This is a genomic window from Shewanella sp. SG41-4 (genome assembly GCF_014164505.1).
GTDB lineage: Bacteria > Pseudomonadota > Gammaproteobacteria > Enterobacterales > Shewanellaceae > Shewanella.
In genome coordinates this window covers 1-761 of sequence record NZ_JACJFI010000730.1, presented here as the reverse complement: position 1 = coordinate 761, position 761 = coordinate 1, and the positions used below count along the sequence as shown (strand labels likewise).

Annotated in this window: 1 protein-coding gene; it reads left to right on the top strand. The window is 41.0% G+C overall.

The features are described from left to right. On the top strand, positions 1–761 hold a 761-nt coding region (locus tag H5202_RS24870; protein WP_182774130.1), incomplete at both ends, for an IS4 family transposase.

The window sequence follows — 761 nt, the reverse complement described above, 5'->3', positions numbered from 1 at the left end:
ACAGCAAACAAGGCTTGTGAGTCTGGTTACCCGCAAGTCCGCATGGTTTGCATGATGGAGCTCAGTAGCCATTTACTCGTGGATAGCGCCTTTGATAGTGTTGCTGAAAATGAAATGAACTTAGCAGCTAAGCTTATCGCTCGCGTGCCTGATAATAGCTTAACCTTGTTTGATAAAGGTTTTTACTCGTTAGGTTTATTACACGATTGGCAGTCAAAAGGAGAAAATACTCACTGGTTACTGCCGTTAAAAAAAGGCACTCAGTATGAGGAAATTCGCAGCTTAGGTAAGCACGATAAACTGGTAAGGCTAAGTACCACACCTCAATCGAGGAAAAAACGGCCTGAACTCCCAATGACGATAGAAGCGAGATTAACCACTCGTCAAGTGAAGGGAAAACAAGTTAGCATTCTGAGTTCAATGATTGACCCAATGGCGTATCCGAGCGCTGAAATCGTGGATTTATATGCCCATCGATGGGAAATTGAGCTGGGCTATCGAGAGATGAAACAGTATTTATTAGAAAACCGATTTACGCTACGAAGCAACTTACCGGAGTTAATAACACAAGAGCTGTGGGGAGTATTATTGGCCTATAATTTAATTCGATACAAAATGATATTAATGGCCAAATCTCTTAAAAGCGTCTTTCCAAATCAACTCAGTTTTAGAGATGCTTCTTCTCATATCATCAACAAACTGACTAATATGCCGTTATACGCACCAGGAAATGTGCCGAAACTGATTTTGGATATAGAAAG